The sequence below is a fragment of the Kitasatospora sp. NBC_01246 genome (assembly GCF_036226505.1).
Taxonomy (GTDB): Bacteria; Actinomycetota; Actinomycetes; order Streptomycetales; family Streptomycetaceae; genus Kitasatospora.
Map to the genome: position 1 here is coordinate 7,721,266 of NZ_CP108484.1, position 24,212 is coordinate 7,745,477.

24 protein-coding genes are annotated in these 24,212 nt (G+C 76.1%); 13 read left to right on the plus strand and 11 right to left on the minus strand.

The window, feature by feature from the left end:
* The first annotated feature begins 218 nt into the window (after positions 1-218).
* Positions 219-1,262 (plus strand): DUF5954 family protein, encoded by a 1,044-nt coding sequence (locus OG618_RS32735; protein WP_329491222.1) that lies wholly within the window; start codon positions 219-221, stop codon positions 1,260-1,262.
* A 102-nt stretch (positions 1,263-1,364) separates the two neighbouring features.
* Here OG618_RS32735 and OG618_RS32740 read toward each other — a convergent pair whose 3' ends face one another.
* The 3 genes from OG618_RS32740 to OG618_RS32750 form a co-directional block, all read right to left on the minus strand.
* Entirely contained in the window at positions 1,365-2,768 is a 1,404-nt protein-coding gene (locus OG618_RS32740; protein WP_329491223.1) for a lytic transglycosylase domain-containing protein, read from the minus strand.
* Between the two features lie 224 nt (positions 2,769-2,992).
* A complete protein-coding gene (locus tag OG618_RS32745; protein WP_329491224.1) occupies positions 2,993-3,589 on the minus strand; it encodes an MBL fold metallo-hydrolase in 597 nt (198 codons plus the stop codon).
* Positions 3,590-3,905: 316 nt separating this feature from the next.
* Positions 3,906-4,574 (minus strand): hypothetical protein, encoded by a 669-nt coding sequence (locus OG618_RS32750; RefSeq protein WP_329491225.1) that lies wholly within the window; start codon positions 4,572-4,574, stop codon positions 3,906-3,908.
* Between the two features lie 420 nt (positions 4,575-4,994).
* Between OG618_RS32750 and OG618_RS32755 the strand changes: the two genes are divergently transcribed.
* Together OG618_RS32755 and OG618_RS32760 are read left to right on the plus strand one after the other, a co-directional pair.
* Complete coding sequence (locus OG618_RS32755; RefSeq protein ID WP_329491226.1) at positions 4,995-5,375, plus strand: hypothetical protein; 381 nt, start codon at positions 4,995-4,997, stop codon at positions 5,373-5,375.
* 20 nt (positions 5,376-5,395) lie between these two features.
* A complete protein-coding gene (locus tag OG618_RS32760; protein WP_329491227.1) occupies positions 5,396-5,659 on the plus strand; it encodes a hypothetical protein in 264 nt (87 codons plus the stop codon).
* 241 nt (positions 5,660-5,900) lie between these two features.
* Here OG618_RS32760 and OG618_RS32765 read toward each other — a convergent pair whose 3' ends face one another.
* Positions 5,901-6,836 carry an NADP-dependent oxidoreductase gene (locus OG618_RS32765; protein ID WP_329491228.1) on the minus strand — a complete coding sequence of 312 codons (936 nt, stop codon included), beginning with the start codon at positions 6,834-6,836 and terminating at the stop codon, positions 5,901-5,903.
* 141 nt (positions 6,837-6,977) lie between these two features.
* Here OG618_RS32765 and OG618_RS32770 point away from each other — a divergent pair, with 141 nt between their 5' ends.
* Positions 6,978-7,397: a winged helix-turn-helix transcriptional regulator gene (locus OG618_RS32770; RefSeq protein ID WP_329491229.1), complete on the plus strand. Its 420-nt coding sequence runs from the start codon at positions 6,978-6,980 to the stop codon at positions 7,395-7,397.
* On the opposite strand, the gene OG618_RS32775 is transcribed toward OG618_RS32770, so the two are convergent.
* Positions 7,358-8,014, minus strand: a complete 657-nt coding sequence (locus tag OG618_RS32775; RefSeq protein ID WP_329491230.1) for an AAA family ATPase — start codon at positions 8,012-8,014, stop codon at positions 7,358-7,360. The two genes, OG618_RS32770 and OG618_RS32775, sit on opposite strands and share 40 nt — an antisense overlap.
* 131 nt (positions 8,015-8,145) lie before the next feature.
* Between OG618_RS32775 and OG618_RS32780 the strand changes: the two genes are divergently transcribed.
* Entirely contained in the window at positions 8,146-8,688 is a 543-nt protein-coding gene (locus OG618_RS32780) for an AAA family ATPase (protein WP_329491231.1), read from the plus strand.
* Between the two features lie 100 nt (positions 8,689-8,788).
* Here the strand turns inward: OG618_RS32780 and OG618_RS32785 are convergent, their stop codons facing one another.
* Positions 8,789-9,337 (minus strand): MarR family winged helix-turn-helix transcriptional regulator, encoded by a 549-nt coding sequence (locus OG618_RS32785; RefSeq protein WP_329491232.1) that lies wholly within the window; start codon positions 9,335-9,337, stop codon positions 8,789-8,791.
* Between the two features lie 47 nt (positions 9,338-9,384).
* Between OG618_RS32785 and OG618_RS32790 the strand changes: the two genes are divergently transcribed.
* From OG618_RS32790 to OG618_RS32800, 3 genes are all read left to right on the plus strand, one after another.
* Positions 9,385-10,365 carry an EamA family transporter gene (locus OG618_RS32790; protein WP_329491233.1) on the plus strand — a complete coding sequence of 327 codons (981 nt, stop codon included), beginning with the start codon at positions 9,385-9,387 and terminating at the stop codon, positions 10,363-10,365.
* 144 nt (positions 10,366-10,509) lie between these two features.
* Positions 10,510-11,406: a KPN_02809 family neutral zinc metallopeptidase gene (gene ypfJ / locus OG618_RS32795; RefSeq protein ID WP_329491234.1), complete on the plus strand. Its 897-nt coding sequence runs from the start codon at positions 10,510-10,512 to the stop codon at positions 11,404-11,406.
* A gap of 208 nt (positions 11,407-11,614) precedes the next feature.
* The gene (locus OG618_RS32800; RefSeq protein ID WP_329491235.1) at positions 11,615-11,977 is read left to right on the plus strand and encodes a hypothetical protein; all 363 of its coding nucleotides are present in this window, start codon (positions 11,615-11,617) and stop codon (positions 11,975-11,977) included.
* A gap of 136 nt (positions 11,978-12,113) precedes the next feature.
* On the opposite strand, the gene OG618_RS32805 is transcribed toward OG618_RS32800, so the two are convergent.
* Entirely contained in the window at positions 12,114-13,664 is a 1,551-nt protein-coding gene (locus OG618_RS32805) for an alpha/beta hydrolase (RefSeq protein WP_329491236.1), read from the minus strand.
* 300 nt (positions 13,665-13,964) lie between these two features.
* Here OG618_RS32805 and OG618_RS32810 point away from each other — a divergent pair, with 300 nt between their 5' ends.
* A complete protein-coding gene (locus OG618_RS32810) occupies positions 13,965-15,500 on the plus strand; it encodes a hypothetical protein (RefSeq protein WP_329491237.1) in 1,536 nt (511 codons plus the stop codon).
* A 427-nt stretch (positions 15,501-15,927) separates the two neighbouring features.
* Positions 15,928-17,028 carry a M20 family metallopeptidase gene (locus OG618_RS32815; protein ID WP_329491238.1) on the plus strand — a complete coding sequence of 367 codons (1,101 nt, stop codon included), beginning with the start codon at positions 15,928-15,930 and terminating at the stop codon, positions 17,026-17,028.
* A gap of 98 nt (positions 17,029-17,126) precedes the next feature.
* On the opposite strand, the gene OG618_RS32820 is transcribed toward OG618_RS32815, so the two are convergent.
* Both OG618_RS32820 and OG618_RS32825 read right to left on the minus strand, forming a co-directional pair.
* The gene (locus OG618_RS32820) at positions 17,127-17,765 is read right to left on the minus strand and encodes an NAD(P)-dependent oxidoreductase (protein ID WP_329491239.1); all 639 of its coding nucleotides are present in this window, start codon (positions 17,763-17,765) and stop codon (positions 17,127-17,129) included.
* A gap of 79 nt (positions 17,766-17,844) precedes the next feature.
* Positions 17,845-18,810, minus strand: coding sequence for an EamA family transporter (locus OG618_RS32825; protein WP_329491240.1), 966 nt, complete (start codon positions 18,808-18,810; stop codon positions 17,845-17,847).
* 98 nt (positions 18,811-18,908) lie between these two features.
* Here OG618_RS32825 and OG618_RS32830 point away from each other — a divergent pair, with 98 nt between their 5' ends.
* Positions 18,909-19,406, plus strand: a complete 498-nt coding sequence (locus tag OG618_RS32830) for a MarR family winged helix-turn-helix transcriptional regulator (protein WP_329491241.1) — start codon at positions 18,909-18,911, stop codon at positions 19,404-19,406.
* Between the two features lie 81 nt (positions 19,407-19,487).
* On the opposite strand, the gene OG618_RS32835 is transcribed toward OG618_RS32830, so the two are convergent.
* The gene (locus OG618_RS32835; protein ID WP_329491242.1) at positions 19,488-20,417 is read right to left on the minus strand and encodes a methyltransferase domain-containing protein; all 930 of its coding nucleotides are present in this window, start codon (positions 20,415-20,417) and stop codon (positions 19,488-19,490) included.
* Between the two features lie 29 nt (positions 20,418-20,446).
* Here OG618_RS32835 and pdxR point away from each other — a divergent pair, with 29 nt between their 5' ends.
* Positions 20,447-21,940: a MocR-like pyridoxine biosynthesis transcription factor PdxR gene (pdxR, locus tag OG618_RS32840; RefSeq protein WP_329491243.1), complete on the plus strand. Its 1,494-nt coding sequence runs from the start codon at positions 20,447-20,449 to the stop codon at positions 21,938-21,940.
* Positions 21,941-22,103: 163 nt separating this feature from the next.
* Positions 22,104-23,315, plus strand: a complete 1,212-nt coding sequence (locus OG618_RS32845; RefSeq protein WP_329491244.1) for a glycoside hydrolase family 3 N-terminal domain-containing protein — start codon at positions 22,104-22,106, stop codon at positions 23,313-23,315.
* A gap of 22 nt (positions 23,316-23,337) precedes the next feature.
* On the opposite strand, the gene OG618_RS32850 is transcribed toward OG618_RS32845, so the two are convergent.
* A complete protein-coding gene (locus OG618_RS32850) occupies positions 23,338-24,054 on the minus strand; it encodes a polysaccharide deacetylase family protein (protein ID WP_329491245.1) in 717 nt (238 codons plus the stop codon).
* Between the last annotated feature and the right edge of the window lie 158 nt (positions 24,055-24,212).

Consider the following 24,212-nt stretch of genomic DNA (forward strand, 5'->3'; position numbering starts at 1 on the left):
GGCCCGCCCGCGCCGCGCCGCCCGCGACCGGCCCTCCGGCCGGTCCGTCGACCGGCGGCGCGGGGGCCGTCCGATCTCCCCCCGGACGGGCCCCGCGCCCGCTGTCCCCGTCCCGCGCGGTCGCGCGGACGGCCCTCCGGTCAGCCGCCGTTGCCCGGTCGGGTGCACTTCCCCGATATCCCTGCGGCCCACTCACCGCGTCCGCTAACACTGGCCGCATGGACGATGACGCTGCGCAGCTGCCGGGGCACCTCACCATCCGGGTCGCGCACACCGACGACCCGGTCGCGGCCGTGGCCGGTCTGGAGGCGTGGGCCTCCCGGGAGCGGTATCCGAGCCTGATGATGATGGCGCCCGCCTTCGGCAGTCTGGAGCGCACCCCCGAGGGGACCTGGCGGATCCTCGGCTACCGCGGGACCACCCCGCAGATGGCCCGCGACGACCTCGGCCACCAGTTCCGCTGCTGGGCGCGGGCCGAGCGCGGCGCCCGGTTCGCCGCCACCTGGGACATCACCGACGAGGAGCGGGCCGCCTACACGGCGGCGTACCGGCGGATGGAGTGGGAGGCGCTCGACGAGATCACCGTCGCCGGGCGGGAGTACCGGATCTTCCGGGCCGAACAGGTGCTGCGCTCGGGCCCCGAGGGCATCGAACCGCCGCGCCCCACCGACCCGGACCCGGCCGCCGTCGGCCAGGCCTACCGGCTGCCGTCCCGGGTCGACGGCTTCGTCGTCGACCCCGGTGCCGACGTCACCCTGGTCGACGGGATCCTGCGGCTGGACATGATGACGCTGGTGCCGGCCGGCCGGGGCATCCCCGAGAACGTCCGCGCCGACGCCCGGCACGCCTCCAGCCGCTACCCCAAGGTGTTCGTGCTCCCGGTGCACTGCGCCGTCGCCGAGTACGAGGACGGCCACTGGGGCCCGATGACCGGGGCCTACGAGACCCCGCAGGCCGCCCGCGACAGCCTCGCCGCCTACCTGCGCGAGTTCGCCCCGCGGCTGCTGCCGGACCTCGGCGAGGACGAGCGCGCCCGGTACGCCGCCGCCGCCGACCGGCTGGACGCCGAGCGCGGACACGAACTCCGGGCGGCCGACCGGCGGTTCCGGCTGGTGCGGGTCGAGCCGGTGCTCCGTCTCGGCCCCGACGGGCCCGAACGGCCGCGGCCCTCCGACTGGGACCCGGACCTCCCGGTCAAGGCCCAGGAGGAGCAGGACCGGGCGGCCGGCCGCTACCCGGACGACGAGGACGACGAGGACTGAACGGCCGCCGGCCCGGTGCGCCCGCTGATCGGGGCGCCCGGGCCGGGGTCACGCGTGCTCCATGCGTGTTCCGTGCGTGCTCGGTTCGTACTCGGCGCGTGGTCAGTGCGCCGAGGGCGAGGGGGAGGCGGCGGCCGAGGAGGAGCCACTCGGGGTGGCGGTGGCCGACGGGGTGCCGGTCGGGGTGCCGGTCGGCGTCGGGCAGCCGGGCGCCGGGGGCGTCGCGGTGGCGGTGGCCGACGGGGTGGCCGTCGGGCTCGCGCCGTCGGTGGGCGTCGCCGTCGCCGTGGGGGTGGCACAGGTGGTGGGCGTGGCGGTGGGGGTGGCCGTCGGGGTGGTGCTGGGGGTGGCCGTCGGGGTGGTGCTGGGCGTGGCGGTCGGCGAGGTGCTCGGCGTACCGGTCGGGGTGGCACTGGGCGTGGCACTCGGCGTGGCACTCGGGCTCGGGCCGGCCGAGGGCGAGGCCGACGCGGTGGGCGTGGGCGCCCCCGTCGGCGTCCCGCTCGGGCCACCGGTCGGCGTGCCGGTCGACGGCGCCGGGGATGCCGAGGGCGAGGGCGTCGTGGGGCCGGTCGCCGGTACGGGCACGGTCGGCGACGGTGACGGCGCGGTCAGCGCGCCGGCCGGGGCGGGCCGGTCCGGTGTCGTGGTCGCCGTCCCGCTGCCGAAGTGCGCCATCCAGTTCTTGACGGTCCGCAGGTACTCGCCCGAGTTGTTGTAGCCGAGGATCGCCCGGTCCAGCTGGGCCGGATTGCCGAGGTCGCGGCCGCCCGCGCAGAGGTAGCGGCCGGCCGACTCGGCGGCGTCGAAGACGTTGTTGGGGTCCGCCCGGCCGTCGCCGTTGGCGTCGACCCCCCAGTAGGCCCAGGTGGAGGGGATGAACTGCATCGGTCCGACGGCCCGGTCCCAGAGCCGGTCGCCGTCGTAGCGGCCACCGTCGGTGTCGGAGATCGCGGCGAAGCCGTTGCCGTTGAGCGCCGGGCCGAGGATCGGCCGGTACGTCGTCCCCGCGGCGTCCACCCCGCCCCGGTTGGCCTGGCCGGACTCGACCTCGCCGATCGCGGCCAGCAACTGCCACGGCAGGTGACAGCCGGGCGAGCGGACGGCCAGCGCGGCCTCGGCCTTGCGGTAGGCGGCGAAGACCGTCGCCGGCAGGGCGGGCCCGGTCCGGAACGGTCCGGCGGACGGGTCGCCCGGCAGGGTCGTGGGCGGCTGCGGCAGCGGGACGGCGCCCCCGCCGTCGACCGGCACGGTCGGCCCGCCGGCGGGCGACGGCGGTTCGGAGCCGGGCGGCGTGGTGCCGGGAGCGGTGGCGACCACGGAGGTGGTCGGGTCGATCACGGGCGGCACCGGCTCGGCGGCCGCGACACCGGAGAGGCCGAGTCCCGTCACCTGAGAGCCGGTCAGGGCCGCGAGCGCGGTGAACGCGGCGGCCGTCCCGGTCACCCGCTTGCCCAGCCGTATCCGGCGCCCCGTCTGTCGTCCGCTGTCGACCCGTGCCTTCATGCCGTGCCCTCCCCGTCACCGTCCGGACCCCGGGGGAACGGACGGGCTGTCACCATCGTGCCTGCCAGTGCATGACAGTTCGTGTTACCGGAATGATTAGTATCACGATGATCTGACCGGACCCGGGTGAGCAGCGGCTGTCCCGGGCCCCACCGTCCGGTGAACGGGCAGGTGGCGAGGGTGCGCCCGGCGGTACCCGGCGGGCCGGGGAGCGGCGCCGGGGCTCAGAACTCGACGAGCTGACCGTCCTCGGCGACGGCCGCGCCCGCCGCCGCCAGGGCCGGTGCGAGGGCGGCGGCGCCGGGGGAGCCCGGGTGGGCCAGCGGGTTGGTGTTGTTGAGGTGGGTGTAGAGGTAGCGCGGGCCGGGGTGGCGGCCCAGGTGGACCAGCGAGTCCCGGACCGCCAGGTGGCCCATGCCGCGGGAGGAGCGCGAGCCGCCGGTGCGCTCGGCGAGTTCGTCGTCGGTGGCGAAGGTGCCGTCGAGGATCACCACGGCCGCACCGGCCACCGCCCGGTCGAGCTCCGGCGTCCAGGCGGCCAGTCCGGGCGCGTACACCGCGCTCGACCGGCTCCCGGCGGCGGTGAAGCGGTAGCCGGTCACCCAGTCCGCCCGGCCGTCCCAGGCCTTGCCGGGCAGGTCGGCGGCGTACCGCGGCCGCTTTCCGCCCAGCGCCAGCGGCTCGGCGCGCAGCCCGCCGGCCAGGTCGAAGGCGGTGCCCGGCGCGACGGACTGCCAGCGGGCCTTGGTGTAGGGCGCGAGCAGCGGGCCGACCGGGAAGGCGCCGTGCAGCGCGGCACGGACCGGTTCGGTGGCGTGCACGCTCAGCCCGGCGGGTGGCGGCGTGTGACACCGCCGTTCGGCCCCCCGGAGGGGTGTCGCGCGGGCGGCCCGGGGGCGGGGATGGGTGGAGTCGGCTCATGCGGTCCGCCTTGGCTTTCGGGGGAGTACCGGGTACGGCACGGTGGCGTCATTCTGTGAACGCCCGTGCCGTACCCGCATCCGCCCGCAGGCCCCCGCCCGGCGCCGTTCACGCCCCGGAGGGAACCGGCTGCGCCGCCCGGCGTCCCCTCGGCGGCCGGTTCGGGGGCCGCCGGGCGGCATCTGCCGGTTCGGGGGCCGCCGGTTCGCCGTGGGCTCAGCCGCCGAGCGACTTGGCCAGCACCATCGCCAGCCCGCTCTCGGCGAGCGCCTCCGCCGGGGCGTTGACGCCGTCGCCCGGGCCGCGGTCCTTCACCACCTCGACGGCGTAGACGCGTCCGCCGGCCACGAAGAGGGCCCTCGGGTGGGTGCCGTCCTTACGCTGGGTCAGTACCGCCTCCTGGCCGACCCCCGGCAGGGTGGTGACCTGGAGCTGGCCGTCCGCCTTGGCCGAGGCCAGGGCGGTCGGGGTGGTCTCGCGGATCGAGGCGTAGGAGTCGGGCGAGCCCCAGGTGCAGCCCCAGACCGGGCTGCCGTCGCTCGCCGGGTCGGGGTGGGTGCCGCGGAACGGGCCCGAGGTGCCCACCGCCGCGACGACCTGGGGGGACTGCAGCAGCGTGCAGGCGTCCGCCGGCCGCCCGGCGGGCGCGGCGGTGGGTGCTCCGGTGCTCGCGGGGGCGGGCGCGGAGGCGCTGGATCCGGGTGTCGTCGCCGCCGTGGGCGCGGCCGCGCCGGGCGTCGTCGCGGCCGCGGCGGGTGTGGTGGGCGGGGGCGCGGCCGTCGCCCCGCCGGAGGACGAGCAGCCGGCCACGGCGACGCCCGCGAGGGCCAACGCGGGCAGCCAGAGCTGCCGACGCCCGTACCGGACCGCTGATTTGAGCTGCATGGGACCCCCTCGTCCGGCGCCCGCCGGTGCGGCGGACTGTGGTGCTCCAGGGATCCTAGTGGCCGGGCCGGTCCGGTATTTCCCGTTCCGGAAACGGGAGTTGCACAGCTGCGTCACGAGCCCGACCCGGCGCGTCCGGCGGTCGGACCGGCGGTCCGGGGTGCGGGGGTGGTACGCGCACGTGCGGCCGGGCTCCCGGCGGCGCCCGGGACGGGAGGGTCTGACCAGGACCGATGCGACGCAAGTCCTTTACCAGTACCGGGCGGTCGGTGTCGAGCTCTCCTTCCTCAGCTCCCCGGACGGGTGATGTTCTGGTGAAAGTGGTCATGCCAGGAATGGCGGCCCGGCATCCTTGGGCCGGTGACCAGGCGGATCCCGCAATCGGCGGATCCCGAGACCAGGCGGATGGAGGCCCAGACGGTGAGCACGAACCTGCCGGAGACCGTGGCGGAGGGGCCGGTCCTCCCGGCGCCGCCCCGGGTCGTGGACGACCTGGCCCGTGACCTGACCCATGCCGCCGCCGCCGTCCGGGCGGTCTCGCGGGCGGGGCGCAGCGGCGGCGACGTCGCCGTCGCGGCGTACACCGCCGTGGTGTGCACCGGCCGTTCGGCAGCCCGGGCACTGGAGGAGGCGGCCGCGTGGTGCCGCCAGGCACCCGAGGCGGAGGTGCACTCGCTGGCCTGGGCACGGGTGCCCGGGCACCGCGACGACGTCTACGAGTACCGCGTCACGCTGGCCGTGAGCTTCCCCGACCACGAGACCGGCGAGCACAGCGGCGACACCCACCACGCCCCGCGCTGAGCCGGATTATGATCGCTCCCATGGATGACGGGGGCACGAAGGAGATACGGGCGACCACGGACGGGGAGACCGAACTCTCCACCGGGGCGGCGGTGGCGGTGACCGTCCTGGCGGCGCTGGGGGCGGTGGCGGTCCTGCTGGCCGTTCTTCACTGGCTGGGCTGGACCGCCCCCGGGATCGGCTGGCTGCTTGCCAAGGGCGCCGTCAAACTCTGCGCCGGCGGCGCGGTCGGCCTGATCGGTACCCTCGCCTGGCTCCGCCAACGGCACGCCTCACGCGGGTAGTTCCGCCGTCGTCCGCACGCCGACGCCCTCGTGCCGTCACGCCGGGGGCGGGACGGGGACCGGGGCCACGGCAGCTGGATGGCGTTCAGTCCCAGTCGGCGTTGGCGGGGACGGTGTAGGTGCCGGCCTGGAAGGCGGTGATGCGGCCGGTGGTGTCGGCGAGACCGGTGTAAAGGCCGATGGCGCCGTCGGTGCGGTGGTAAAGCGGGCCGAGGTCGCTCCGTTCTCGCGCCGGCGGTGGTCAGGGGACCAGGACGAGCCGGCCGCGCAGGCCGCCGCCGGCCAGTCGGCGGTGGGCGTCGGCGGCCCGGGCCAGCGGGTGGGTGGCGGCGACCCGGAGGGTGAGCCGGCCCGCGGCGGCGAGGGCGGACAGCTCGGCGAGCGCCGGGCCGTCGGCGGCGATCCAGACGGTGGCGACCCGGATGCCGCGCAGGCCCTGGGGCGCGCTTCCGGACACGGTGACGAAGCTGCCCCGGTTGCGGACGGCGCCGAGTGCGACCACCCCGAGCAGGGCGGCGTCCAGGGCGCCGTCCACCCCGCCCGGGACGAGCGCCCGGACGGCGGCGGCCGGATCGGCGGTACCGCGCGGCACGAACCACTCGGCCCCCAGACCCCGGACCAGCGCCTCGTCCGCCGCACCGGCCAGGGCCACGACCCGCAGGCCGCGCAGGGCGGCGAGTTCGACGGCGAAGCCGCCCACCGCGCCGGCCGCGCCGGTCACCAGCAGCGAGGCGCCGGCCGGGAGGCCGAGCAGGTCCAGTGCCTGGGCGGCGGTCAGTCCGTTCAACGGCAGCGTCGCCGCCTCGACCGCCGGCACCCCCGCCGGGGCCGGGGCGAGCGCCGAGGCGTCCAGCACCACGTACTCGGCGTAGGTGCCGAGCGGGACGTCCAGACGGTCGCGCAGACCGATCACCGGGTCGCCCGGGCCGAAGCCGGACACTCCAGGGCCGACCCGGTCGACCGTGCCCGCCACGTCCCAGCCCAGCCCGGTCACCTCGCGCGGTGCCATCAGCCCCGCCGCCACCAGGGCCCCGGAGCGGGTCACGGCGTCCACCGGATTGACCCCGGCGGCGGACACCCGGACCCGTACCTGGCCAGGGCCGGCCTCGGGTACGGGCACCTCGACCAGCTCCAGGGCTTCCGGACCGGCATGGCTGCGGACGACGACGGCGCGCACGGGGCACTCCTCGGGGAGGGGACGGCGGGACCCGGCGGTCCCGGGGCGATCGGACTTGCCAACGGCACCCACGCTAGGGAGAGTTGCTCTCCGGTCGGAAGCACGCACCGCGAAGTGCGTACCGTACGGGGAGGGAAGCCCATGGCCACCATGACCGCCGCCCAGCGCCGCTCGGCCGAGCGCGCGAGCTTCGACGCCTACCTCGCGCAGTGCCCGGCGCGGCAACTGCTCGACCGGATCGGCGACAAGTGGGTCAGCCTCCTCGTCAACGCGCTGGCCGACGGCCCGCAGCGGTACAGCGAGCTGCGCCGCCGACTGGCCGGGGTCAGCGAGAAGATGCTCACCCAGACCCTGCGCGCCCTGGAGCGGGACGGCCTGCTCACCCGCACCGTCACGCCCTCGGTGCCCGCCCGGGTCGACTACGCGCTGACGCCGCTGGGGACCGGACTGCTGCCGGTGGTGCGGGCGATCAAGGCCTGGGCGGAGGAGAACATGCCCGAGGTGCTCGCCGCCCGGGACGCCTACGACACCCGGCCGGACGTACGCGGCGCGGGGGGCTGAGGGCCCGGCCGGCCCGAGGGCGGGCGGAGCGCCTCGTCGAGGCGGACCGCGAGAGTGTCCCAGGGGCGGCAGTCGACCACCGGGAGGCCGTACCGGTCCGCCTGCTCGGCGAGCCAGTGCGAGTACCGGGCGCCGACCTCGGCCCGCCGCACCTGCGGGCCGCACCCGGGCTCGCGGGCGGCGTAGTTGGCGGTGATCCGGGCCGCGTCCGGCTCGTGCAGGAACACCGCCCGGACGCGGCGCCCGGCCGCCCGCCCCGCCTCGACGGCCCGGGCGGCGGCGGCCGGGGTGAGGTAGTCGCCCTCGACGACGGCGGGCACGTCCACCGTCAGGCGGTTGCGGACGACACCGAGGACGGCGGGCTCCAGCGCCCCGGCGGTCGCGATCTGCAGCTCCAACTCCTGCTCCGCTGTGCGGGGTTCGGCAGGGTCAGGGCTGTCGAAGTGGTGCAGCCCCGGGTGCTGGGCGGCTGTGGTGATCTCCTGGACGGCGCTGACCACGTCGTCGAACTCCACCACGAACGCGCCCGTCTCCCGGGCCAGTCGCGCGGCTGCCCGGCTCTTCCCGATGCCCGAGGCTCCGCCGATCAGCACGATGTCCCACCACAAGGTCGTCATGCGGCGGACCGTATCGCGGGCCGAGGGGCGGGATCACCCGCAATCCACCGGGCCGGTGCGGCGGCGGGCCGGCCCGGCCGCATGGCGGCGGTGCCCGGCGGGCTCGGGCGGCGTCCACTAGCGTGGGGTGGATGACAGGCAGTGAGCACACCGTGCTGATCGTCCTGCGGGGCAACAGCGGATCCGGCAAGTCGAGCATCGCGGCCGCGCTGCGGGCCCGGTGCGGGCGGGGGAGGCTCGCGCTGGTCGGCCAGGACAACCTGCGCCGGACCGTGCTGCAGGAGCGGGACACGGACGGTTGCGCCTCGATCGGCCTGATCGACACCGTCGCCCGCTACGCCCTCGACCACGGCTTCCACGTCGTCGTCGAAGGCATCCTGGCCGCCGCGCGGTACGGCCCGATGCTCGGGCGGCTGGCCGCGGACCACCGCGGCCGCACCCTGCTGTACTACCTCGACGTCGACCTGGCGGAGACTCTGCGCCGGCACTCGCTGCGGCCGCAGGCCGCCGAGTTCGGCTCCGAGGAGATGACCGGCTGGTACGTCGGGGGCGATCTGCTGCCCGGTGGTGCGGAGCAGGTCGTCGGCGAGGACAGCACCCTGGAGCAGACCGTGGCGCGGATCCTGGCGGACGCCGGTCTGACGCCGCCGGCGTCCGGAGCCGGCGAGCCCTGAGCTGCCGATTCCTCGGTTGCCGAGCCCTGAGCCGTCGGAGTTCTGGGCCGTCGGAGTTCTGGCCCGCCGGGGCTTCCCGGGGAGGGCGGGCGGATCCTCGTCACGCCTCGGTGGACTTCGGGGGGTGGTCCAGGCGGTACTGCCAGCTGGTCAGCAGGCCCTCCAGGGCGGTGGCCTCCTGGGGAGTGAGCAGCTCCAGCAGGCGGTGCTCGTTGCGCATGTGGGCGGAGAACGCCTCGTCGATCAATCGCCGGCCGGCCGGGGTGAGTGCGACGACGCGCCCGCGCCCGTCCTCGTCGCTGCGACGGCGGGTGACCAGCCCGGCCCGCTCGAGGCGGTCGATCCGCTTCGTCATGGCGCCGGTGGTGACCATCGTGTGGGCGGCGAGTTCGCCGGGGGCCCGTTCGAAGGGGGTGCCGGCTCGGCGCAGCGCGGCGAGCACGTCGAACTCGCCCTCGCCGAGGCCGTAGCGGGCGTACACCAGGCCGAGCTCGTCGGTGAGGCGGGCGGCGAGGCGGTGCAGCCGGCCGATCACCGCCTGCGGCGAGACATCGAGGTCGGGCCGCTCCCGCCGCCATTCGGCCTGGATGGCGGCCACGTGGTCCGGGGCTCCGGGCGGCGGTCCGAGCGGGTCGCGCTGCTGTTCCATGGCGCCATCCTAGCGGGATAGCTTCCTGGGAAGTTAATATTGCTTCCATGGAAGCGAATATTCGGTGGATCCTGGTGACCGCCGTCGCGCCGGTCGCCTGGGGTGCCAACTACTACGTCACCCACGAGTTCCTCCCGGCGGACCGCCCGATCTGGGGTGCCGCCCTGCGGGCCCTGCCGGCCGGCCTGATCCTGCTCGCCCTCGCCCGGCGGTTGCCGCGCGGGGCCTGGTGGTGGCGCTCGGCGGTGCTCGGACTGCTCAACACAGGAGTCTTCTTCGTCCTGCTCTACGTCGCCTCGCAACTGCTCGCCACCAGCGTCGCCTCGACCGTCATGGCGGCCTCCCCGCTGGCGATGATGCTGATCGCCTGGGCCCTGGTGGCCGAGCGGCCGGCCCGCGCGCACCTGGTCGGCGCGCTGGTGGGGCTGGGCGGGGTCGGGCTGATGGTGCTCGGCCGGGCGGGTGCGGTGAGCCCGGCCGGGTTGGCCGCCTCGATGGCCGCCATGCTGGTCTCCTCCTTCGGATACGTCCTCGCCGGCCGTTGGCGCGACGGTGCGGACGTCCTGGCCTCGACCTCCTGGCAGCTGATCGCGGGCGGCCTCGTCCTGCTCCCGGTGGCCGCGGTTGCCGAGGGGGCGCCGCCGGTGCCCGCCCTGGCGGAGCTGCTGGCGTTCGGGTACGTCGCCGTGGTGGCCACGGCGCTGGCGTTCCTCGCGTGGTTCGCCGGTCTGCGGCGCCTGCCGGCCGGGACGGTCGGCCTGGTCGGCCTGCTCAACCCGATCACCGGTGTCCTGCTCGGTACGGCGGTGGCGGGAGAGGAGCTGGGGCCGGTCCAGGCGGGCGGGTTGCTGCTGGTGCTGGTGGGTGTGCTGCTCGGGCGGCCGCGTGCGGCGGGGCGGCGCGCGGAACGCCCACGGCCGGGGGCGCCGGTGGAGGGGGTCGAGACGGTCGAGACGGTCGAGGGTGGGGCCCGCCGGGGTGCGGGGCGCGGGGCGGGCGGGGCGTTCCGGGCCCGGCGACGTGGGTGAGCCGGCTCAGCTGGTTCACCCCGGCGGCCGGGTGCGGCAGACCCGTTCTGACCTGCGCGTCCTGCCCCGCCCGGGGTGGTCCGGCGGGCTACCGTGGCCGGGCGGCCGCACCCGGGTCGCGGCGGGTGCGACGGACGGAGGGACATGCAGTTCGACGAGCAGGGGGACCTCGACACCTCGCAGGTGGACGACCGGCGCGGCCGCCCGGGTGGCCGGGTCGCCATCGGCGGTGGCGCGGCGGGCCTGCTGATCACGCTGGTCGCGGTGCTCTTCGGGGTCGACCCGAGCCTGCTCGGTCTCTCCGAGGGAGGCGGTCCCGGTGCGGACGCGCGCCCCAGTACCGCCGGCGAGGTGCAGCAGGTCTGCCGGAGCGGCGCGGACGCGAACCGCCGTCAGGACTGCCGGATCGTCGCCGTCACCAACAGCCTCCAGGAGTACTGGCGGGGCGAACTGCCCCGGCGCGGCACGCCCTACCGCCCCGCCGAGACGGTCCTGTTCACCGACCGCGTCTCCACCGCCTGTGGCGCGGCGACGTCCGCCGTCGGCCCGTTCTACTGTCCGGGCGATCGTCAGGCCTACTTCGACCTCGGCTTCTTCGACGAGCTCTCCACCCGCTTCGGCGCCCGCGGCGGCCCCTTCGCCGAGGCGTACGTGGTGGCCCATGAGTACGGGCACCACATCCAGAACCTCACCGGCACGACCCAGCGGGTCGGCGGGGACCGGCAGGGCCAAAACAGCGCCTCGGTGATGCTCGAACTCCAGGCGGACTGCTACGCGGGGGTCTGGGCGCACCACGCCACCACCACCCCGCAGGCCTCCACCGGCCGGCCGCTGATCAGCACCCTCACCGACCAGGACATCGCCCAGGGTCTGGACGCCGCGGCCGCCGTCGGCGACGACCGGATCCAGAAGCAGGCGACCGGCCGGATCGACCCGGAGGTCTGGACGCACGGCTCCTCGGCGCAGCGCCAGGCCTGGTTCACCGCCGGCTACCGCACGGGCTCGATGAGCGACTGCGACACCTTCGCGACCCCGCGCTGACCCTGTTCGGACTTCACGCCGACCGGTACCGGTATCGGTATCCGTATCGGGCTGGTCCGAAGCTGCTCGGTGCGTATCGTCCCGCGCGCCACGCCGCCCGCCACACCCTGTCATCCGTCAGGGACCGTTGCCGCCGCACCGCTCCTACGCTGCTGATCAGTGGCCGGATCACTCACCGCCGGCCCCGCGACCCCAGAGGGAGAACCACATGCGCAGGATCCTGCACGCCGCCGCCGCGCTCGCCCTGGCGACCGCCGCCGTCACCACCCTGGGTGCCACCGGCGCCCAGGCCGCCGGCAGCTGGGACGGCTGCCCGTCCGGAGCGGTCTGCATCTACGGCGAGGGCGCCCCCACCTCCACCCCGCCGACCGATGTCTTCTACAGCTACGGAGCCCACAACCTGAGCAACAAGACGGGCTGGCACTGGGTCCTCAACAACCAGACCGGTGGCGCCCACGCCCGCCTGTGCCTCGGTTACAACGGCACCAACTGCAACTACGACATGGCCGCCCAGAACGGCGTCTGGGCCGACCTGGGCCCGGTCAACTCCATCACCCTCGACCGCCCCTGAGCTCCGCCGGCTCCGATCCGCCGAGGATGCGTTGGTGGTCGCCGGGCCCGGCGGCCACCAACGCACTCCGGGCAGGCCGGGGCCACCACCCGTCCGCCCGGACCGCACCCGGCGCCGGGGGGCGCCTGGGTGCCGGTCAACCCGACTGCGGGGAGGGGCAGCTGAGATCACGGGCGGGGACGCGGTCGTCGAGCAGGTAGGACTCGACGACCTCGCGGACACAGGCGTTGGACCCCGGGTACTGGCCGTGGTCGCCGCTGCCGGTCACCGTCACCAGCCGGGAGCCGCGCAAGGCCCGGTGGGCCGAGCGGGCCGCCTCGTAGTAGGTGGCCGGGTCGTGCACCGAGTTGAGCATCAGCGTGGGCGGCAGGCCCGCCCCCGTCACCCGCACCCGGGGTGCGGTCGGCGCCGGCCAGGTGGCGCAGACGGCAGCGAAGGCCAGCGTCCGGGCGCCCGCCAGCGGCCAACGGGCGGTGAGTTCGCGGCCCCGCGCGACCCAGGTGTCCAGATTACCCGTCCAGGGCGTGTCGTTGCAGGTCACGGCGAAGTACTCGGCGAGGAACCCGGGGCTCAGGTACTGGCCGAAGACCTGCCGCGCCGTCTCCCGGGCGGCCGGGCTCGCGCCCGGCCAGTCGTCCAGTGCGGTCAGGGCGGTGGCCAGCGCGGGGAATCCGTCGCTCGCCCGGTAGACGGCCTGGACGGTGCCGTTGTCCAGCTGGTTGGGGCCGACCGTCAGGGCGCCGTCGACGAGCGGGCCGTCGTGCAGGGCCGCGCGCCGCCGCTCCCAGTGGGCCCCGGCCTCGGCGACGGTGGCGCCGTAGTGGTACGTGTCGTCCCGGGCCGCCAACCAGGGCAGGAAGTCCTCCTCGAAGCGGCGCTGGAAGCTCATCGGCTGCCCCAGCTGGAACCGCTCCCAGCTGCCGTCGAAGCCGACGTTGCTGTCCAGCACCATCCGCTCCACCCGCCGCGGGAAGAGCGTCGCGTAGTACGCGCCGATCATGGTCGCGTAGGACGGGCCGTAGTAGGTGATCCGCCGCTCGCCGAGCAGGGCGCGGAAGAGGTCGAGGTCGCGGACGGTCTGCTCGGTGGTCAGGAACGGCAGCAGACCGCCGCTGCGCCGCGCGCAGTCGGCGCCGAGGCGACGGGAGTTGTCGATCACGCGGGCGCGGGCGGCCGGGTCGTCGTCGCGGAAGTCCCCGGCGAAGAAGTCCTGGAACTCCTCCGGTGTCTGGCAGACGGGCCGGGTGCTCCGGCCCACCCCGCGCTGGTCGAAGCCCACCACGTCGTACGCGGCTCCGACGGCCGGCGCCGCGCGCACGAAGCTGCCCGGCCGCAGCAGCCCCGTCCCGCCGGGGCCGCCGGCGGCCATCAGCAGGGTGCCGCGCCGCTTCGCCGGGTCGTCCGCCCGGTGCCGGGACACCGCGACGGAGAGGTCCGGACCGCGCTTCGGGTGGTGCCAGTCGCGCGGGACGGCCATCGTGGCGCACTCCAGATCGGGCGCCTCCGCACAGGGCTGCCAGGCGAGTCGCTGCTGGGTGTAGCGGGAGGGGACGGGCGGTACCGGGGCCGCGGCGGCCGCGGCCGCGGCGGCGCCGGTGACGGGCAGGGACAGGGCGGCGAGGAGCGCGGCCACCGCGGTGGCGAGCGCCCCCCGGCGCCGGCGGGTGCTGGGTACGGATTCGTTCACGTCTTGATCCTCGGGGCCCGGAGCGGGTGCGGTCGATCCGGCACGCACCACTTTTCGGGGTGGTGCGGACGACACCCGCCGAACGGCGGGGGCGCCGAGGGCGCAGGGCTCCTCCAGGTCGCCCGGACAGCACTGTTGACGGGCCGTCGGCCGGGCGAACGGCGGGCGCGCGAGGGGGACGGCCCGGTCGTGTGTCGGGGTCGCGCCGCCCGGAGGAGCGATTGTCGGTGCAGGTCGTTAGGCTGCCGTCCGCAGTGATCGGAACGGAACCAGCACGGGCACGGGGCAGGCGGTAGCGGTATGACGACGACGGACGACGGGGTGGGCGGGGCCCGCGAGGCGCTGGCCGCGCTGCGCGCGCTGGCGCAGGAACCGTCCGGTGGGATCGAGCTGCTGGGCGGCTTCACGGACGAACAGATGGACGCCTGGCCGGTCTTCGTGCCGGCGGCCTGCCGCGCGGTGCTGCGCGAGGTCGGTGGGGTCGAGAGCGAGGAGTGGGGCACCTACGCCTTCGGTCCGGTCGGCGGGGAGGCACCGGCCGAGGGCTACCTGGTCGTCGGTGAGACCGGCTACGAGGGCGGGCAGCTGGTGGTCGGCGTCGGGGCGGCGGCGCGTGCCGACTGGGGCCCGGTGCTGCGCCTCGAACCCTGGGGGGACGAGGAGAGCGTCGTCGAGGCGCCCGGATTCGTCGGCTGGCTGCCGGAGTTGGCCGGCCGGCTGGCCGAGGGTGAGGACGCCTGGCAGCAGCCGGCCGGTGCCTCGACGGTGCTCGCCGTGCCCTCGCTGCGGGCGGCGGCCGCCGATCCCGGGCTCGCCCGGCTGGCCGGCCCCGGCGACAGTCTGACCGACGTCGTCGACCTGCGGGAACTGCCCGGCTACCCGTGCACGCTCGGCTGGGAGCCGTACTACTCGACCGCGCACGCCACCGCGGACACCAGCGGCAGCGAGGTCTCGTTCACCCTGGTCGGCGACGGGCGGGCGCTGCTGGTCCGGAGCCTGGTCAGTGGGGACTTCCTGGGCCGCCCGGTCGAGCGGCCCGCCGTCCCCGCCGACGCTCCCGAGCGGGCGGTGGCCGAACTGCGCGCCCTGGCGGCGGAGCTGCCCGGCCTGGTGGTCCTGGAGGGGGGCTGCACGGAGGCGGAGTTGGACGACTGGCCGGTGCCGCTGCCCGGCGAGGTGCGCGCCGTGCTGCGGGAGCTCACCGGCGTCCGGATCGCCGGTCTGGAGCCGGTCGAACTGCGCCCCGGTGCGGTGGCCGACCGGCACTCGCCGACGCTGGTGGACATGGTCGGCGGCCCGGGCTCGTTCTGGCCGGTGGCCTGGCTGGACCGGGGCCGCGACCCGGTCTCCGTGCAGGTGCGGATCGACCGGGAGACGGGGGAGTGGGGCCATGTCGTCTCCGTCCCGGGGGACGCGGAGCGGCTCGCCGAATGGCCGGAGGTGTCCCTGCTCGCCGAATCGCTGCCGCACCTGCTGCTCGTCCTCGCCCGGGCCGCCCGCGGTGCGGCGCGCCGGGCGGCGACGGCGGACGGCGGTGTGGACGGCGCCCGGTTCGCGAGCCGGGTGCGGTCCGCCCTCCACCACTTCCTGCCCAACACGGGCGAGCCCTGGGTCTTCTCGGCCCCGGCGCGGGAGTGGGCCACGGCCGGCGACGCACTGCGGGCCGCGGCGGCGGCCGCGCTCCCGGGGGACGCCCTGGTGGCGGACCTGCGGGAGGCGCCGATACCGGCCGACCTCTGCTTCCACCGGGTGCGGGCCTGGGGCTACCGGACCCGGGCCGAGCGGCTGTGCTTCCTGGCGGGCGGCCGGATCGTCGCCGTCGTCCCGGTCACCTAGTCGTGGAACGTCGTGGTCGCCGTCAGTGCCACGCGTCCGGTGCTGACGCGGTTGACCGGTGCGGCGGCTTCGGCGTAGCCGAACGAGACCCCGACGAGCAGCTTCCCTCCGCTGACGGCTGATGGCCCATCTGGTCACCACGCTCGTGGCGGAGCTGGGGTGCGCCGAGCCCGCCGTTCGCCGAGCAGTCGGTGACCCTCGCGGACGGCGCGGCCAGTCGCGCCATGGTGTTGAACGAGACGGACTACGGCCGGCACGCGCGCGGCTGCGGAGACCCTCCTCGCCCACGCCCTCGCGCCTCCCCTCCGCTGATCGCGCCCGGGCGCGTTCCCCGGGCGCGGCGGGCGGGTCGACGGGTCGGGCTCGGGGGGCCTTCGGGGCGGGCCGGCGGTTCGAGGGGGCGGGCGGGTTCAGTAGCGTGGCGGGCATGACTACGCACAAGGCCGCACCGGTGAACGTCGACGAGATGCTCAAGGACCTCAGGACACTCGTCGAGGTCGAGTCCCCGTCACGTGACCTCGACGCGCTGAAGGCCTCGGCCGACGCCGTGGCGGGTGTGGTCGAGAGCCGTCTCGGCGGGCGCGCGGTGCTGGTCGGGACCGACGCCGGGCCCCACGTCCACTGGTCGGGCGGCGGCGAGCCCAAGGTCCTGATCCTCGGCCACCACGACACGGTGTTCCCGTTGGGCACCATCCGGCGCCGCCCGTTCACGGTCGAGGGCGGCCGTGCGACCGGTCCCGGGGTCTTCGACATGCTCGGCGGCCTGGTCCAGGCCGTGCACGGGCTGGCGGCCCTCGACGACCTGTCGGGCGTGGAGATCCTGGTGACCGCCGACGAGGAGGTCGGCTCGGGCTCGTCCCGGGCCCTCATCGAGGAACGTGCGCGGGCCTGCGGCGCCGTGCTGGTCTTCGAGGGGGCGGCCGACGGCGGGGCGCTGAAGACCGGCCGCAAGGGCTGCGGCACGTTCGAGGTCTCCGTCGTGGGCCGGGCCTCGCACGCGGGCCTCGAACCCGAGGCGGGCGTCAACGCCCTGGTCGAGGCGGCGCACCAGGTGCTCGACATCGCGGCGCTCGGCCGGCCGGAGGTCGGCACGACCGTGGTCCCGACCGTGGCCTCGGCGGGCACCCTGGACAACGTCGTGCCGGCCGGGGCGACCGTCACCGTCGACGTCCGGGTCGAGTCGGCCGGGGAGAAGGAGCGGATCGAGGCCGCCTTCGCGGCGCTCGCCCCGCATCTCGACGGGGCGCGGATCACGGTGCGGGGGAGCGTCGGCAGGCCGCCGATGCCCGCGTCGGCGTCGGCCGCACTCTTCGCGCTGGCGGAGCGGTTGCTGCCCGGTGTGGGGAGCATGAGGGTCGGCGGTGGGAGCGACGGCAACTTCACGGCCGCCCTGGGGATCCCGACACTCGACGGACTCGGAGCGGTCGGCGGGGGTGCCCACGCGGACCACGAGTACCTGGAGGTCGCGTCGATGGCCGAGCGGGCGGATCTCGTCGCCGGTCTGGTGACGGCGATCCGGAACGCGTAGGACGCTCCCGCGGCCGGCCCCGCCACCGACCCGCCCGCGACGTGCGGGTGCCCGGTGCCGAGGGCACCGGGCACTCCCGGGAGCGGTGACGGCGGGGCTCAGTAGGCGACGGTGAAGCGGGTGCGGTGGTGGGCCGGCCGAGCGGCCTCGTCGAGGAGGGCGACGGCGAGGTCCTCCATGGAGATCGCCGAGACACCGGCCTCGTCGACCAGCAGCTCGTCGCGCCCGAGGCGGTAGTGGCCGGTGCGCCGGCCCGGTTCGAGCAGCGCGGCGGGGCTGAGGTAGGCCCAGTCGACCTCGGTCTCGGCCCGGTAGAGGGCGAGCTGCTCGCCGCAGGCGAGGGCGATGGGGAGCCAGGCGGCCGGGAAGTCGGGGTCGTCGATGACGGTGGCGCCGTCGCCGCCGGGCAGGGTCAGGCTGCCCGCGCCGCCGACGACGAGCAGGCGGACGTCCGTCCCGGCCAGGCCGGCCAGCAGGCCCTTGGTGGCGAGCGCCAGGTCGGGCTCGCTGCCGGGGGCGGGGCGGGTGGCGCTGATCACCACGGACCGGCCGGCGGCGAGACGGGCGACGTCCTCCGGGTTGCGGGCGTCGCCGGTGGCGATCTCGGCGGCGGCCGGCAGCGCGTGCGGCCGGGACGGGTCGCGGAGGACGGCGGTGACCTCGTGGCCCCGGGCGAGGGCCTCGGTCACCACCCGGCTGCCGACGTTGCCGGTCGCGCCGAAGACGGTGATGCGCATGGGATGGCTCCGGTTCTCTGGTTGGTGTTGGTGAGGGGTGGTGTGGGTGAGGGGTTCTGCGGGAGTGCCTGACGACGGTTCAGGCGCGTACGGCGGCGGAGTGGTTCGCGGGCCGCTCGCCGTCCCGCGCGGGTTCCGGGCCGGTCGGGTCTGCGGGGTCGGTCGGGTCGGCCGGGGCCGCGGCGGTGCGGGGTCGCTGGGTCTGGGCGGCGACCAGCGAACCGAGCACGATCACCGCGCCGAGCCCCTGGACGGGGGTGAGGTTCTGTCCGAGGACGAGCCAGCCGAGGGCGGTGGCGACCACCGGGCTGAGCAGTCCCAGGAAGGTGACCGAGGTGGCGGGCAGCGCCCGGATGCCGCGGAGCCAGAGCGCGTACGACAGGGCCGCGCCGATCAGGCCGAGGTAGCCGTAGCCGAGCAGGTTGTCGCCGGTGAGGTGGGAGGGCGGGGCGCCCTCGACGACGAGGGCGACGGGCAGCAGCAGCAGTCCGCCCGCGGTGAGCTGCCAGCCGGTGGTGGCGAGCAGTGGTGCCGGTGAGGTCCAGCGCTTGGAGAGGACGACGCCGGTGGCCATCACGACCGCGCCGCCGAGCGCGGCCACGACCCCGAGGGCGTCGAGCTGGGCGCCGGCGCGCAGGACCAGCAGGCTGACGCCGGCGATCCCGGCGATGCCGGAGAGGAGGGTGCGCAGTGAGAGCCGGTCACCGAGCAGACCGGCCGAGAGCCCGGCGGCGATCAGCGGCTGGACGGCGCCGACGGTGGCCGCGACCCCGCCCGGCAGTCGGTAGGCGGCGATGAAGAGCAGGGCGAAGAACGCGCCGATGTTGAGCGCGCCCAGGACCAGTGAGCGCCACCACCAACTGCCCTTCGGGAGCCGGCGGGTGAGGGCGATGAGCAGCAGCCCGGCGGGCAGGGCGCGGATCACCCCGGCGAGCAGCGGGCGGCCGGGCGGGAGCAGTTCGGTGGTGACGAGGTAGGTCGAACCCCAGATGGCGGGGGCCAGCGCGGTCAGCAGGACGATTCCGAGTCGTCGATTCCTTAGCACTAAGCCAATGTATCTCAGCACTAAGGCATCTCGGGGCGGCGTCGGCCGTTCGGTCGTGTGAGGTATCTCACCGCTAAGGCATCGTTTAGGCTGGGGGCGTGGCAGATCATGTGGACCGGCTGGTCAAGCAGTGGGGCGCCGAGCGCCCCGACCTCGACGTCTCCCCGATGGAGGTGATCGGCCGGCTGAAACGGCTCACCTACCTGGTGGAGGCCGAGCTCAAGCGGAACTTCGCCACCCACGGTCTGGACGCCCCCTCCTTCGACGTCCTCGCCACCCTGCGCCGCAGCGGCCCGCCCTACCGCCTCACCCCGACCGGCCTGATGCGGACCGCGATGGTCACCTCCGGTGCCATCAGCCAGCGGCTCGACCGGCTGGAGGCCCGCGGTCTGGTCACCCGCACCCCCAGCGGCTCCGACGGGCGGAGCCGGGACGTCGAACTGACCCCCGAGGGCCGCGCCCTGGTCGACCGGGCGCTCCCGGACCACCTGGTCACCGAACGGCGGCTGCTGGCCGGCCTGGACGAGCGGCAGACCGAGGCGCTGATCGACGCCCTGCGAACCCTCCTCGCCTCCCTCGGGGACAGCCCGGAGTAGCACAACCGGGACCGGGGCGGGACCGGGACCGGGGTGGGACCGGGGCGCCACCGGCCCCGGGCGGCAACGGCAGCCGGACGGTCAGGGGTTGACCGCCACCGCCTTGAAGAAGGTGTAGTGGAACGTCCCGCCCTCCTCCGCCGTGCGCCGCAGGTCGGCGATGCCGCGGTCGAACGCGGCCGCGGTGCTGAGCCCCGCGGCGAGGGCGTCGGCGCGCACGGACTCGACCATCGCGACGAAGGTCCGCCGGGTGAACCCCTCCACCAGCGCCGGCCGGCTGTCGTCCACCGAGACGGTGAGCGGGCGGACGGCGATGTCCCGGAAGCCCGCGGCCGCCAGGACGGGGTGCAGCCGGCGGCCGAGGAGCGCGTCGCCGCCCGCGTCGGCCTGGAGCCGGACCAGGTGGTCCACGGTCGCCCGCGCGGCGGCGCTGTCCGGGTGGAAGAACGTCGACCCGTGGTCCCCCTCGATCACCGTGACGGTGCCGCCGGGCCGCAGCACCCGCCGCAGCGCGGTCAGCGCGGCCGACGGATCCGCCAGGTGCTCCAGCACGAAGCAGACGAAGAGGTGGTCGAACGAGTCGTCCGGAAAGGGCAGTTCGTGCAGGTCCCCGTGGTGCCAGGTCACCTGCGCGCCGGGCGCCTGCGCTGCCACCCGGGCGCGGGCCTGGGCGAGCGAGTCGGCCGAGATGTCGGCGGCCGTCAGCTCCGCGCCCGGGCTGGACGCCAGCAGGTGCACGGTCTGCGCCCCGACGCCGCAGCCCGCCTCCAGGACCCGGCTGCCCGCCGGGTAGGCCGTACCGGCGTGCAGCAGTTCGGCGAGGGTGTCGGCCTGGTCGCCCAGCCGCAGCGCCTCGGTGGGCGAGTAGCCGTGGACGTAGGAGTGCTCGCCGGCCTGTTCACCGCCCCGCTCGTGGGCGTGTGCGCGGGGCCGGCGGTCGTCGTGCGGGAGCGGGGTGCTCGCCCGTCCGGCGGTGGGGGCTGCTGCGGTGTCCGTCGTCTCCGTGGTCATGACCCCACCCTGGCCCGCACAATGGCCCGGTGAACAGGTCCAAAGTGACGCCCGCTCAGGGGTCCATAACCGCCGGTGCGGACTTCCTCCAGCTCGACGCCGCCGACGCCCCGCCCGGCGGCCTCGGCGACTGGCTGGCCCACCGCCTGCGCGAGGCGATCTCGGACGGCCGGCTCCCGGCGGGCAGCCGCGTGCCCGCGACCCGGGTGCTGGCAGCGGAGCTGCGGATCTCCCGGGGGGTCGTCACCGACGCGTACCGGCGCCTCACCGAGGAGGGCCGGCTCGCCGGTCGGGGGCGCGGCGGCACGGTCGTCCTCGCCGCGGCCGTCTCCGTACCGCCGCCGCCGTTCGTGACCCCGGTGCCGGCCGCGCCGGAGCCCGCCCTGTTCGCGGCCGACCCCGTCCCCGCCAGCTTCGACGCGCTGCGGGCCGCGCCCGCCCGGATCGACCTCTCGCCCGGCGTGCCCGACCTCGCCGCCTTCCCCCGGGCCGCCTGGCTCCGGGCCGAACGCGCCGTCCTCGACGCGCTCCCCGCCCACGAGTTCGGCTACGGCGACCCGAGGGGCAGCGCCGCGCTGCGCCGGGCCGTCGCCCGCTGGCTGGCCCGCAACCGCGGCATCGGCGCCGACCCCGACGAGGTGCTGATCGTCGCGGGCGCCGCCCAGGCCCTCGCCCTGCTCGGCCAGGTCTTCGGCCGGGCGGGGATCAGCGAGGTCGCCGTCGAGGACCCGGGCTCGCTCGGCACCCGCCAGCACCTCGGCCACTGGCTCCGCGCCACCCCGCCCGTCCCGGTCGACGCGGAGGGCATCCGGGTCGACGCACTGCGCGCCACCGGCGCCCCGGCCGTGCTGCTCACCCCCGCCCACCAGTTCCCGACCGGCGTGGTGCTCGGTGGCCGGCGCCGCCGCGAACTGCTGCACTGGGCCGGCGAGGGCGGTCTGGTGATCGAGGACGACTACGACGCCGAGCACCGGTACGACCGCCCGCCGGTGCCCGCCCTGCGCGCGGTCCTCCCCGAGCAGGTCTGCTACATGGGCAGCGTCTCCAAGCTGCTCGCCCCCGCGCTGCGGACGGGGTGGCTGCTCGTCCCGCCCCGCTACCGCGAGGCCGCCCTCGCGGCCAAGCGCTTCGCCGACCTCGGCAATCCCGTGCTGCCCCAGCTGGTGCTGGCCCGGCTGATGGACTCCGGCGAGCTGGAGCGGCACCTGCGCCTGCTGCGGCCCCGGCACCGGCGCCGCCGGGACGCGATGATCGCCGCGATCGGCGCGCACCTGCCGGGGGCCGTCGTGCACGGCGCCGCGGCCGGGCTGCACCTGATGGTCAACTTCCCGGCCGGGCTCGGCTGCGGAGACGCCGAACTCGCCACCGCGGCGCTCGCGCACGGCGTCAAGGTGCAGCCGCTCTCCTGGCACGCCCGGCTGCCGCACCCGCCCGGGCTCGTCCTCGGTTACGCGGCGGGCACGCCGGGCGGGATCGAGGAGGGCATCGCCGTCCTGGGCCGGCTGCTGCGCGGGCCGAGGTGACGGGCCGTGGAGGCGCCCGGGGCCGGGGGAAGGCGGGTGCCGTCCGCCGTGCCGGTCGGCCGCCACCCCGGTAGCGTGGCGGACCGGGCGGGCACCTCGCCCGGTCCGCCCGTACCCGTCCGCCCGTACCCGTCCGCACTCGTCCCAGTCCCGGGGAGGCCCGATGCCGTCGCTGCCGCGGACCGCCGGTGTCGTGCTCCCGGTGCTGCTGCTGACCGCGGCGGCCCTGGTGCCGGCCTGTTCGGCGCAGGGAGGGCAGCGACCGCCGTCGGCGGCGGAGAGGACCTCGTCGATGGCCACCGGTCCGGATGCCGCGTCGCCCACCACCGCGGGCTCCCCCTCGCCCACCGACCGGACCGCCGGTCTGGACTCCCGGCAGCTCGCCGGCCGGCGGATCGTCTACTCCTACCCGGGCCCGACGCCGTCGCCCACCGTGCTCCGGGCTATCCGCGAGGGCCGGGCGGCCGGTGTCATCCTGTTCGGCGAGAACGTCACCTCGCCGGAGCAACTCAAGTCAGCTGTCGGCGAGTTGCGGCAGGCCGCGGCCGAGGCGCCGGACCCCCGCCCGCTCCTGCTGCTGACCGACCAGGAGGGCGGTCAGGTGCGCCGCCTGCCCGGCGCGCCCGTGCTCTCCGCGCGCCGCACCGGGGCGTCGGCCGATCCCGTCGGCGAGGCCGCCCGATCGGGAGCCGGGGCGGCCCGCACGGTCGCGGACGCCGGCCTGAACGTCAACCTCGCCCCCGTCCTCGACGTCTACGACGCCCCGGACAACTTCATCGACCACCGCGAGCGCTCCTACGGCCAGGACCCGGCCTTCGTGGCCCGGCTGGGGAGCGCCTTCCTCACCGCCCAGCAGGACCTCGGCGTCGCCGCCACCGCCAAGCACTTCCCCGGCCTCGGCTCCGCCCCCGGGGGCCTGGACACCGACGAGGGCCCCGTCACCCTGCCCGTCCCCCTCGCCGACCTCCGGGCCCGGGGCGAGGAGCCGTACCGGGCCGCCATCGCCGCCGGGGTCCGGCTGGTGATGACCTCCTGGGCGGTCTACCCCGCCCTCGACCCCGACCGTCCGGCGGGTTTCTCCCCGGCCGTGGTCCAGGGCGAACTCCGCGACCGGCTGGGCTTCCGGGGCGTCACCGTCACCGACGCCCTGGAGGCCGGGGCCCTCGCCCCCTACGGCGACACCGGCGCCCGCGCCCTGGCCTCCGCCGGGGCGGGCATGGACCTGTTGCTCTGCTCCGCCCGCGACGCCGGCCAGGGCGAGGCCGCCGCGACCGCCCTCGCGACCGCCCTCGACGCGGGCGGCCTGGACCGGACGGCCTTCCTGGAGTCCGTCCGGCGGATCGACGCCCTCCGGGACTCGGTCGCCGGGAGCTGAGCGGGAGCCGGGGGAGGGCGGCTCAGCCGTCCAGGAGGGTGCGCAGGTCCAGGATGCGGTAGCCGCGGTCGCGGACGGCGTCGATGATCAGGGGGAGCGCCTCGGCGTCCAGGCAGCGCCGCTCGGCGCTCGCGTCGGACGTGCCGACGTGGAGTTGGAGGATGGCGCCGGGGGCGAGGGCGGCGAGGGCGCGGTCGACGGCCCTGGCGGTGGTCATGCCGCCGGCGGTGCCGAGGTAGCCGTTGGTGTCGGTGGTGAACTCCAGGTCGGCGAAGCCGAGCGCGTTGACGTCGGCGATCCGCTGCGGCGTCGTCTCGCTGTAGGGGAAGCGGAAGAACGGCAGGGGGTCCGTCCCGGCGGCCTTGCGGATCGCGGTGTCGGCGCGCAGCACCTCGGCCCCGGCCTGCCGGGCGTCGAGCTCGGTGAACAGCGGGTGGCTGTACGAGTGGTTGCCGAGCCCGTGCCCGGCGGCCGCCATCGCGCGGACCGCGTCCGGGTGCCGCTCGGCGTACTGGCCGGTGGGGAAGAAGGTGGCCGGCGCCCCGCGCTCCCGCAGGGTGCTCAGCACGGTGTCCAGGCCGGTCTCGTCCCAGGCGGCGTTGAAGGTCAGGGCCAGGACGCGATCCCCGGTGGGGAGCAGGCGCACCTCCGCACCCATCAGCGGTGCGGGCACCGGCCGGGCGGCGACGAGGGCGAGGGCGGCGAGCACGGCGGCGAAGGTCGTGCGGAAGGGCTTCACGCCTGCCCAACGCGTCCGGACCGGGCGGGGCACGCGGCGCACCGCCGACCGGGTGTCCCGTGCGCCCGGACCCCGGGCGGCTCGGTCGGTCTCGGTCGGGACGGGCGGGGCGGCAGTGATCGCGCCATCGAAGGTCGATTTCTGGTCTGTTCAGGTTT

What these genes read in the sequence shown, in the direction of transcription:
- OG618_RS32845 (WP_329491244.1), top strand. Translation starts at nt 22,104, where the DNA reads ATGCCGTCGCTGCCGCGGACCGCCGGTGTCGTGCTCCCGGTGCTGCTG.
- OG618_RS32820 (WP_329491239.1), bottom strand. Translation starts at nt 17,765, where the DNA reads ATGCGCATCACCGTCTTCGGCGCGACCGGCAACGTCGGCAGCCGGGTG.
- OG618_RS32775 (WP_329491230.1), bottom strand. Translation starts at nt 8,014, where the DNA reads ATGACGACCTTGTGGTGGGACATCGTGCTGATCGGCGGAGCCTCGGGC.
- OG618_RS32760 (WP_329491227.1), top strand. Translation starts at nt 5,396, where the DNA reads ATGGATGACGGGGGCACGAAGGAGATACGGGCGACCACGGACGGGGAG.
- OG618_RS32750 (WP_329491225.1), bottom strand. Translation starts at nt 4,574, where the DNA reads ATGCAGCTCAAATCAGCGGTCCGGTACGGGCGTCGGCAGCTCTGGCTG.
- OG618_RS32770 (WP_329491229.1), top strand. Translation starts at nt 6,978, where the DNA reads ATGGCCACCATGACCGCCGCCCAGCGCCGCTCGGCCGAGCGCGCGAGC.
- OG618_RS32835 (WP_329491242.1), bottom strand. Translation starts at nt 20,417, where the DNA reads ATGACCACGGAGACGACGGACACCGCAGCAGCCCCCACCGCCGGACGG.
- OG618_RS32780 (WP_329491231.1), top strand. Translation starts at nt 8,146, where the DNA reads ATGACAGGCAGTGAGCACACCGTGCTGATCGTCCTGCGGGGCAACAGC.
- OG618_RS32735 (WP_329491222.1), top strand. Translation starts at nt 219, where the DNA reads ATGGACGATGACGCTGCGCAGCTGCCGGGGCACCTCACCATCCGGGTC.
- ypfJ (WP_329491234.1), top strand. Translation starts at nt 10,510, where the DNA reads ATGCAGTTCGACGAGCAGGGGGACCTCGACACCTCGCAGGTGGACGAC.
- OG618_RS32815 (WP_329491238.1), top strand. Translation starts at nt 15,928, where the DNA reads ATGACTACGCACAAGGCCGCACCGGTGAACGTCGACGAGATGCTCAAG.
- OG618_RS32785 (WP_329491232.1), bottom strand. Translation starts at nt 9,337, where the DNA reads ATGGAACAGCAGCGCGACCCGCTCGGACCGCCGCCCGGAGCCCCGGAC.
- OG618_RS32800 (WP_329491235.1), top strand. Translation starts at nt 11,615, where the DNA reads ATGCGCAGGATCCTGCACGCCGCCGCCGCGCTCGCCCTGGCGACCGCC.
- OG618_RS32810 (WP_329491237.1), top strand. Translation starts at nt 13,965, where the DNA reads ATGACGACGACGGACGACGGGGTGGGCGGGGCCCGCGAGGCGCTGGCC.
- OG618_RS32790 (WP_329491233.1), top strand. Translation starts at nt 9,385, where the DNA reads ATGGAAGCGAATATTCGGTGGATCCTGGTGACCGCCGTCGCGCCGGTC.
- OG618_RS32740 (WP_329491223.1), bottom strand. Translation starts at nt 2,768, where the DNA reads ATGAAGGCACGGGTCGACAGCGGACGACAGACGGGGCGCCGGATACGG.